Annotated in this window: 9 protein-coding genes; 2 read left to right on the plus strand and 7 right to left on the minus strand. The window is 36.8% G+C overall.

The window, feature by feature from the left end:
* Positions 1-249 precede the first annotated feature (249 nt).
* Both msuE and sfnG read left to right on the plus strand, forming a co-directional pair.
* Complete coding sequence (msuE, locus tag KPC_RS14795; protein ID WP_121975132.1) at positions 250-987, plus strand: FMN reductase; 738 nt, start codon at positions 250-252, stop codon at positions 985-987.
* 25 nt (positions 988-1,012) lie between these two features.
* Positions 1,013-2,149: a dimethylsulfone monooxygenase SfnG gene (sfnG, locus tag KPC_RS14800; RefSeq protein ID WP_121975133.1), complete on the plus strand. Its 1,137-nt coding sequence runs from the start codon at positions 1,013-1,015 to the stop codon at positions 2,147-2,149.
* Between the two features lie 137 nt (positions 2,150-2,286).
* Here sfnG and KPC_RS14805 read toward each other — a convergent pair whose 3' ends face one another.
* From KPC_RS14805 to KPC_RS14835, 7 genes are all read right to left on the minus strand, one after another.
* Complete coding sequence (locus KPC_RS14805; protein WP_121975134.1) at positions 2,287-3,201, minus strand: DUF4882 family protein; 915 nt, start codon at positions 3,199-3,201, stop codon at positions 2,287-2,289.
* A 21-nt stretch (positions 3,202-3,222) separates the two neighbouring features.
* The gene (locus KPC_RS14810; RefSeq protein ID WP_171334511.1) at positions 3,223-4,221 is read right to left on the minus strand and encodes a Csu type fimbrial protein; all 999 of its coding nucleotides are present in this window, start codon (positions 4,219-4,221) and stop codon (positions 3,223-3,225) included.
* 7 nt (positions 4,222-4,228) lie between these two features.
* On the minus strand, positions 4,229-6,688 hold the full coding sequence (locus KPC_RS14815) for a fimbria/pilus outer membrane usher protein (RefSeq protein WP_121975136.1): 2,460 nt from the start codon (positions 6,686-6,688) through the stop codon (positions 4,229-4,231).
* An 11-nt stretch (positions 6,689-6,699) separates the two neighbouring features.
* Complete coding sequence (locus KPC_RS14820; protein WP_171334512.1) at positions 6,700-7,506, minus strand: fimbrial biogenesis chaperone; 807 nt, start codon at positions 7,504-7,506, stop codon at positions 6,700-6,702.
* Between the two features lie 5 nt (positions 7,507-7,511).
* Positions 7,512-8,045, minus strand: coding sequence for a Csu type fimbrial protein (locus KPC_RS14825; protein ID WP_171334513.1), 534 nt, complete (start codon positions 8,043-8,045; stop codon positions 7,512-7,514).
* A 14-nt stretch (positions 8,046-8,059) separates the two neighbouring features.
* Positions 8,060-8,530, minus strand: coding sequence for a Csu type fimbrial protein (locus KPC_RS14830; RefSeq protein ID WP_171334514.1), 471 nt, complete (start codon positions 8,528-8,530; stop codon positions 8,060-8,062).
* Between the two features lie 111 nt (positions 8,531-8,641).
* Positions 8,642-9,169, minus strand: coding sequence for a Csu type fimbrial protein (locus KPC_RS14835; protein WP_121975139.1), 528 nt, complete (start codon positions 9,167-9,169; stop codon positions 8,642-8,644).
* Positions 9,170-9,341 lie beyond the last annotated feature (172 nt).

A 9,341-nucleotide genomic window follows, 5' to 3' on the forward strand; every position in this document is an offset into this window, starting at 1 on the left:
AAGCTATTTAATAAAAATGCGAATTACTAATCATTTTTTCATATAAAATTTATCCATAAATAATAATTGTTTATCATAAATAGTAAAAATATTTTATATCAGTCATTTAGATTTATTTTTTTATAAGAAAATTGATTTTTGCAGATATATCAAAAAAAAAGATAACTTTTCTGTTTTTCTTTATTTTACAGCATAAGCCTAGATCGTCATTAATAACGTCATTCCGAGATTATTTTGAGTTTTTTTATCATGTCTAATTATTCCGAGCAAAAACCTTTAAATATTGTTGCTGTATCTGGTGGATTAAATAATCCTTCAAAAACAGAGAGCCTTGTCCAAGAAATTATTAATGAACTTGGCGAAGCAACACCAATCAATGTTCATTTTATTAAATTCAGTGAAATAGGTCATTTATTAGGGGGAGCTATCTACCGTAATCAGTTACCAGAGCGTATCCAGGAAGATCTGGCAAAATTAGAAGCGGCAGATGCACTTATTGTCGGAACACCTGTATATCGCGCATCTTTTACAGGTTTATTCAAACACTTTTTTGACTTTGTAGAACAAACAGCATTGGTTGATGTCCCTGTTTTATTAGCCGCTTCAGGTGGTTCAGATCGTCATGCATTAGTTCTTGAGCACCAATTACGTCCATTATTCAGTTTCTTCCAGGCACAAACACTACCAATCGGTGTTTATGCTACGGATAAAGACTTTACACCTGAATATACCATCCGAAGTGAACAGCTTCGTGACCGCATAACCTTAGCTGTTGCACGTGCATTACCTGTACTTGAATGGGCGCCAGCCAAGGGTCAACGTGCTGAAGCTGTAAAATCGAAAACAGAACAGGCAAATCAAAATCTTGGAATTAATAAACAGATTGAGCAAGAAGAAGTATTACCTTCTGCCGCAGTTCCAAGTTTAGATGCAGCCGAGTCTCGTTTACACAGCAAAGTAAAAACGCCAAAGACGCAAGTTGCTTAATTTTTTAAAATTGGGAGGATTCACAATGACACAAGTACAACAAGAAGCAAAACAACAAGAACCAGTTAAGTTTGCTTATTGGGTTCCGAATGTGAGTGGCGGTTTGGTGGTGAGCAACATCGAACAACGTACTGACTGGAGCTATGACTACAACGTTCGTCTGGCACAAGCCGCTGAACAAAACGGCTTTGAATATGCCTTGACTCAAATTCGATTTACTGCTGGATATGGCGCAGAAAATCAGCATGAGTCTGTGAGCTTTAGTCATGCATTACTTGCCAAAACTGACAAACTTAAGGTCATTGCTGCAATCCTCCCTGGTCCATGGAAACCAGCACTGGCGGCTAAGCAATTGGCAACCATCGACTATCTAACTAACGGACGTATCGCAATTAATGTCGTCAGCGGCTGGTTTAAAGGCGAATTTGATGCAATTGGTGAACCTTGGCCAGAACATGACGAACGCTACGTCCGTTCAGAAGAGTTTATTCGTACCTTAAAAGGAATCTGGACAACGGATAACTATAGTTTTGATGGTAAATATTACCAGTTTAAAGACTACACGCTTAAACCAAAACCAGTACAAAAACCATATATTGAAATTTTTCAGGGTGGAAGTTCTCGTGCAGCACGCGATATGGCATCTCGTGTATCTGACTGGTACTTCACTAACGGAAATACACCAGAAGAATTGAAAAAACAGATTGATGATATCCGTGAGAAAGCGAAGCTAAACAATCACGATGTCAAAATTGGTGTGAATGCATTTATTATCGCTCGTGATACAGAAGAAGAAGCAAAATCTGTATTACAAGAAATCATTGATAAAGCCAATGTTGAAGCGGTCAACGCTTTTGGTGATGCAACACGTGAAGCTGGAGCAGCATCCAAAGAGGGTGAAGGCAACTGGGCTAAATCAACTTTTGAAGATCTGGTTCAATATAATGATGGCTTTAAAACCAATTTAATTGGTACGCCACAACAAATTGCCGAGCGAATTGTTGCATTGAAAAATGTTGGTGTTGATTTAGTACTTTCAGCATTTCTTCATTTCATTGAAGAAGTTGAATACTTTGGTGAAAAGGTCTTGCCTCTGGTACGTGAGTTGGAGGAAAAACAGGCTGCAGAACGCCAAAATAACATTACTGCTAAATCAGCTTAATTTTTTCAATGCAAAATTAGAATCACCCACACTTATAATTCCAATTTCACCCTCAAGGCTCGGCTTGAGGGTCTTTTTTATTTATAGGCTTGTAAATTACTTTTCGGAACAATAGCATAGATTGCCTGATCATTCCTTTAAATCAGATTTCCACAAATATCAGTTGTTCCTTCTGGGTATTTAAATTCGAGCGCATTACGATCTGTGATAAGTTCTACCGATTGAGTATCACCCAAGAAATCAGCTGTAACCTGACTAAAACCTTTTGCTATGAATAATAATTTATCAATCTCTGATGGGATCTTTGCTAAATACCCCTTATCACGTCCATTGATAATAACACCTATTTTTTTGCTATCCTGATTGATATAAAAACCTACATGCTGATATTCGGCAGAAGTATCATTTAAATCTAATAAATCATAAATAATATTATTCTCATCCGTCTTATCCATCTCCATATACACATAGCTAAAAACTATACCACGTGGGCCAGAGATATTTTCACTCAATAACTGACTGTTAGCATATGAAATTGCCATTGCTAGTTTTTCATTTTTTATTGTATGACCATATATCTCAAAACCAGCCCCTAACAAAATATCACTGACCTTTTTTAAATTGACTTTCACCTTTGCTTCAAAGGAAATAATCCCAGTTAAAGGTACACTTGCATCTCCCTTTATATAATCTTTATTGTTATCCGCCATCCCTTGTGCCATCTTGAAGTAGCCTTTACTTGCTCCTATATATTGACTTAGTTCTTTATTTGCCAATGCTTGGTTTATCACAAACTCAAAATTTTGCCCATTAACAGTTGGAAACATTCGATCTTTTAACAACATTGGGTATTTATCATAAAATTGATCAAAATCTTCCTGTGTCGCATCAAAATTATAGGAACATACTTGATTCGTATTATTCAAATTCGCACTACGTGTCAGTGCCGTCTTTTGAACACTTACATTTTGGGTAGAAGGGGACATTGAATCATTGTTTTCTCCACATCCAGCGAGCCCCAACAGCATCATTAAAAAAAATATTTTTTTCATAATGTTTCTCTTGAAAGTGAACTAAAAAGCCACTTCTAAAATAAGATTATCTTTATAAGTCCCTTCAACAGAAGCATTACCTCCATCATCAATAATTTTCGCAGTATAGGCGTAGCCTTGTGTTACAGAGCCATCGTAAACACCAGGATTTTGCGATGCATTTGCACTTGACCAGCGTTCTGCACCTAAATATCCCCAGCGCTGCGTAGTCGTATTTTTATAAATTTCGTAAGGGAGATAATGATTACTGCTCAAGTTTTTCATACGGCGGTTTTGGCTATAGTTTTGCCCATTTGAAAGACCAACAGTATAAGGGGTCTGTGCAGAACAGGTAATCTGTACTGTACCCGTGACAGGATTAAATTTGGAAACTAGTGGAGCCGTACCAAAATTGATATTTTGAGCATTGATCTTACAATCTTTTTCTACAATCAATTTAATCGGTACTTCAGAGTCTACCCCTGAGCCCCAATCAGTCAATCCCACAACTGGCCACCATGTAATACCTGGACTTTTATAAGTCCATAAATTAATTCCACCAATTCCAACAGCAGCAACATAATAGTACCATTTTATTTTTAATGAACCAGAATAAATCCCTGGTTTAAGATTAGTAGATTCGTTCACAGTAATAGTAAATGGAATACTTTTATCAGGCCCACCAAAAATAGAAATTAAATTAAATTGACTCAAATCTTTTTCAATACCAGTTGTCAAAATATTATTTTGTGTATCCCTAATTATAATTCTAGCAGAATTTACACCATCTTCATGTTTTAGAGTCGCAGGGACATTTAAAGGCATATATTTAATATATTGCGTTGAAACAGCATTGAATAACACATCACATGCTAGCCCACCTGACATGATTTGTGTCCCAAGAGAAGGAACATTAAAAGAACTTACAGGTCCCAAATTTGCACCAGAAGTATAAGTTGAACACCCTAGTGCAAAAACCTGCTGTGCAGATAACCCCAAGAATCCCACCACTAATAAAGAAAAAAAGCTATTCTTCATCATTCTTCTCCTACCTGCACACAACATCTGAAATGGTGATAATCTGTTCTTGACCTAGTTCGGCAGGGAATCTTGCGATACATTGCTGACCTTGCCCCAAATCAATTTTCAACAGGTTTTCTTTTTCTAAATCTTCAATATAAACAATACCATCCATTCCAACATAAGTCGGATTCTTATCTTTTTGATAAACCACCGCACCTGCTGGTAATGGTTCCCCATTTTCAAATTTCAGATAAACATTTCCACCCTGAATTTTCTTTACAGGGAAATCCACAATAATTCCTGTACCCAATTTTGCAGCGGAACGACGCTCAACAACTGGTGTCGCAAAGTTAGAGGAAAGATTCAACGGATCTATTGAATATTTAGCGCCATAATAAGGTGTCACATTAGGCACAAATAAATAGCCTTTTTTATTGGTTTCCCCAATCAGGTTATTTTCATAACGAATTGGGATATTGGCTTGACCATTGGTACTAATCAGTGAGAAAGATTCACCAAGACGGTTCGTTGCAAACACTGAGTTTCTCATCCAGATTAAAGAGCCTGATAAGCCATACCATTGGTCATAGTCATCATCACCTGAAATCCCTGCCTGAGCATTGAAGTAGCGGTTACGATAATTCACCTGTGCTTGATTATAATTATCTGAATTTTCATTATATCTATGTGTTAAATCGAAACCGAAACCACCCTCGGTTGGCATCTGATAGTTATAGTTGATATAAGCTGAATCACCACCATTCTCTTGGTACTGATAACCTGTATTCAGATTACCACGAGTGGTACCAAATGGAATCGTCAACTGAATTGCGGCATTCCATATATCCTGATTTAAATCCCGATTTGCTGATAAAGATAAAGTTGAACCAAATAAATCTCTAGGCAATACAGGCGCCCAAGACAGACTTAACAAATCAGAATCTTCAAAACTGTCTCGCTTGATACCAAAATAACCAATACCAAATGTACCTAAACGCTTTGTAGAAAAATGCAGATTTGCTACTGTACTTTCAGTGGCATTCACTGAAATCAAACCATCTGTGTAATAACTGGCAATCGTATTAAAATTTTTACTCTGGCGGGAATGTAAAGCATTAAATCCAAAATGCGGTTGCTGGTATTGATAGCCAACAGTAAATTGATGTCCATTTTCGTCATTATTTAATGTCCGGTTATTTTGTTTGGCTTTACTGTATGAATAAGATGTATTTAATACACCAAAATTATAAAGTTTGAATACCTGCCCCAGACCTGCATTCCAGATATCGCTATTACCTTCTGCATGACCTTCAGCTGTCAACCATGAGTTCACACCATATCGTGCATCAAAACTTGCCAGGACATCGCCATAATCAAAGTTTTTAATGCCATAGTTTTCTCGCAGTTTCCCTACCGAAACAGCATAATCAAAAAGCTTCGGTTTTAATAAATCTCCAGAAACATAGAATGGCAAAGTAGTTGAAACCTGCCTTCCTACTGCATCTGTTGTGACCACGACAGCCTCACCCCGACCATTAATAAATGGTACGTTGTTTAAGATATATGGGCCAGGTTGAATATCATTAGTTGAGTTCTTAAGACCATTAATAAATAAATCAACAGTACTTGGTAACGCTGCCTGACCTGTAAATTGAGGTAAAGGATAAGTAATCAAATCAGGGCGAATACTAAAATTACGACGCAGTTGAATCCCCCCCAAACGTACTGACTGAGTCCAGCTATTTTTTGTTGCAGAATAAATATCCCCGATCTCTAATGTGGCAATATTATTTTCACTATCAAACTGCCAATTGGTATCAAAGCGGATATAGTCATTCTCTTTTCGATTTGTTGCTGTATTTTTTAAAGAGCGATAATTACCTGTATTTTTCAAAGCCCCCCACGGACTAAAAAAACGTTGCTCTGTAAAAACATTCAATGAACGAGATTGATTATGCGGTTTATATACATACACATCATAGTTGTTCAATAAACCAATCCCGCTTTGTGCAGGCGTTCTTTTATACCAATAATCTTTACCTAACTGCTGTTCAGGCAACCAGTGTGATGGCATTGTTAATAGTATTTGCTGATTATTAGCACTATAAGATGTCTGTATATCTTTTTGCTGATCAATTTGCACCCACTCCTCAGGCTGCGCATTGATACCCAGATGTCCCAAAATATCACTACTTAGAGCATGTTGCGTATTGAAGTGGTCAGGATTAATTTCCAGATCACTCAAAACTGATTTCTGTAAATAATAATGCTCATCAACCACAACCACAGTCACCACTTTCTGGGTTGAGTATGAATTAATGACCAAATCCAGATAAAGCTTAATGGGTGGAATCTCTTTAACAGACTGAGCTACATCAGGAATTTCAGAAAATGTTTCAGCATAAACTGTTATATTCTGTGCACAGAATACTGCCAATATACATTTTGCTAAAACGCTCCCCTTGAAATTTATATAATTATTCATAAGAAAAACACCTATTGTTTTTCAACAGCAATAATCTCTTTCTTTGATCCAACAATTGCACCCAATGTATTAGTTTTATTTATGTTATTTTTCAGGTCAGTGGATAAAGAAAAGTGAATAACGCTATTTGGAAGGACATAGCCATAAGCATTGTTCTCGGCTTGAGCTTTAAATAATTTATCTCCTGCCTTAAACTCTGAAATACGTGCTGACATTGCACCCGTATTTTTAATTTCAAGCACTTCTTTACCTTGAGCCTGAGTGAAACCCCACGTTAAAATTGGCTTTGCCAGTGGATTTTTACTATTTAACTTTCTGGTTTCCTGCCCTGCGCCACTACCTATGCCTTTCCCATAAGTAAATAAAGGAATCGAGTAACGCATTTTGAAATTGACACGACTATTATCGGTCTCACTATCTATTGCTACAGGTAATTCATCTACAACCACACGATATGAGTTTTCTTTTAGATCAGGTGTCGGCACAGCCTGAGTCAAACGGATCATTTGTTTTGTTCCTGCAGGAATTTTGACAATAGGCGGGCTTGCAATGATTTCCTGTTGTGTTGAAAACTGTTCTTTGTACTGATCCTGAGTCCATTTAAACACACGGATCTGAACCATTGCAGGGCTATCCCCGACGTTTTCCAGCCAGACAGGTACTGCTTTTTGTTTATTTTCGATCACAGGGTAAATCGGCCAAATCAGAAAGTTTGCTTGGCTATAAGAAGCTGTTGCAGGGACAATCGTGCCTGTTATTGCCAAAGCTTTTAAAAATAAGCTGTGGGAAGAGGCAAATTTCTTTAAAAAAGTCATCATTGATATCACCATGCAATCGTTATTAAAACATCATCTTTATATTGACCAGGCATCTTATTGATTGCCCCTTGGCTTAGGTCTACAAGCCCATAAATCTGAAAATTCAACAAATGATTTTGTTCTGTACTTTTTAGAGTCAAAGTATTGTTGGCACTACTTGTACCAAGTTGCTGGGTTAAATTAGCATTCCGATAAAGCACATAATCGATGTAATTTTCTGAGCTAACATGTTTGAGTCGCCGATTTTGTGTAGATGTGTTTAAGCTTTTCCCATTACCAAACGTAATCGTGACAGGAACATCAGGTGTACATTCAATTCTCCATGTATCCTGACTATTGGTAATACTGGCTGTAATCGCATTTTCCTGCGAAGTAGAAGCATGTGTTCCGAAATTCAAACCTTTTGGTGATTCCTGAAATAAACATCCTTTTTCAATCACTGCACTCACTTCAATATTGGTTGAAGTTGCAGCCAATGCGGTTATTGAAGTTAACATCAATACAATAGATGTGTTTATTTTTAAAAGACTTTTAAACATATTCATCTACTCTATTAAAAATTTACCGTGACAGTAATTTGATCGGTGTATTCTCCTTTGGAAAGAGACTGTGCATTTACAGCTTCAGCATAAAGGCGAACGACATACTCACTTCCCCCCAAAAAATCGATACTGGTTTCTGGAGTAAGCACCTTTCCAGATTTATTATTTTCATAAATTTGATACGCAATATATTCACCACCACCATTTGACATTGCTCTTTGATAATTCGCAGCAAACTGACTTGGTACGTGATTTGCGTTACGACCTGCATTAAATACAACTTTTACATTACTGCCCACAGGACAAAGAATATGAATCGCATTATTGGTTTCATTACTGAGTGTTGCTGAAACTGATGAAAAACTGGCATCCTGATCACCAAAATCCAGATCACCTAATTTATTGAGATTTGCACCGTTTAAAGTACTTTTCTGATTAATCAGACAAGCAGGCTCTAAAATAATTTCGCTTTTTAAGCTCACGCTTCCAGAGCCTGCATAAAGAAGATGAGAATGCAGAAAAACACACAAACTCAAACAGAGGGATTTGAATTGAATATTTTCAAACATTGCTCATCTCCTTACGAAAGCTTCTTAGAATGAAACAGTTACAAGTAAAGTATCTGTATAATCACCTTCAGAAACAGCCGTTGCATTTGCAGCAATAGCACCATACATCGGAACTTTTACTGGTGTAGCCGCTGTTGGAGTGAATGGAACATTTGTATTTAACTCATAAAGTTTGCTACGAGCAGCATCTTGATAAACATTGTATGCAACAGTGTCAGTAGCATTTGATAATGTTCTGTCACCACGCTCACCACCATTCACACTTACATTGAATTGTGAAACACCGGCATCACAAGTCACTGTCAAGTCACCACCATTGCCTGATGATGCAACTTCTGCTGTAAGTACGTTTGACCAGGTTGATGCTGATTTACCAAAATCAAGCACACCAAACTTGTTCATGTTCCCTTCAACTTGTGAATTATCAACAGTACAGCCTGATGAAATGTTTAATTTCACATCAACTTGCCCTGTAATTGCCGCGAAAGAAGATGCAGCAAATAATGAAGTAAAAGCGAATAATCCAGCGGTTAAAATAGGATTTTTTTTCATAAAATCACCTGTTATGAACTCAACGAAATTGTTATTTCAAACTCAAATTCTTTATATTCTGTGACATAGTTACAACAATACTTACATTTATTAACACTGTAAAAATAGATTTTTTGTATTAAAAAATAACCAACCAAAATAGTTAGAATTAAAATAACACCATATATATCAT

The sequence above is a fragment of the Acinetobacter stercoris genome (assembly GCF_900323515.1).
Classification (GTDB): Bacteria; Pseudomonadota; Gammaproteobacteria; order Pseudomonadales; family Moraxellaceae; genus Acinetobacter; species Acinetobacter stercoris.

Bases quoted from the DNA above. Each gene is read 5' to 3' on its own strand.
- msuE (WP_121975132.1), top strand. From the start codon at position 250: ATGTCTAATTATTCCGAGCAAAAACCTTTAAATATTGTTGCTGTATCT.
- sfnG (WP_121975133.1), top strand. From the start codon at position 1,013: ATGACACAAGTACAACAAGAAGCAAAACAACAAGAACCAGTTAAGTTT.
- KPC_RS14805 (WP_121975134.1), bottom strand. From the start codon at position 3,201: ATGAAAAAAATATTTTTTTTAATGATGCTGTTGGGGCTCGCTGGATGT.
- KPC_RS14810 (WP_171334511.1), bottom strand. From the start codon at position 4,221: ATGATGAAGAATAGCTTTTTTTCTTTATTAGTGGTGGGATTCTTGGGG.
- KPC_RS14815 (WP_121975136.1), bottom strand. From the start codon at position 6,688: ATGAATAATTATATAAATTTCAAGGGGAGCGTTTTAGCAAAATGTATA.
- KPC_RS14820 (WP_171334512.1), bottom strand. From the start codon at position 7,506: ATGATGACTTTTTTAAAGAAATTTGCCTCTTCCCACAGCTTATTTTTA.
- KPC_RS14825 (WP_171334513.1), bottom strand. From the start codon at position 8,045: ATGTTTAAAAGTCTTTTAAAAATAAACACATCTATTGTATTGATGTTA.
- KPC_RS14835 (WP_121975139.1), bottom strand. From the start codon at position 9,169: ATGAAAAAAAATCCTATTTTAACCGCTGGATTATTCGCTTTTACTTCA.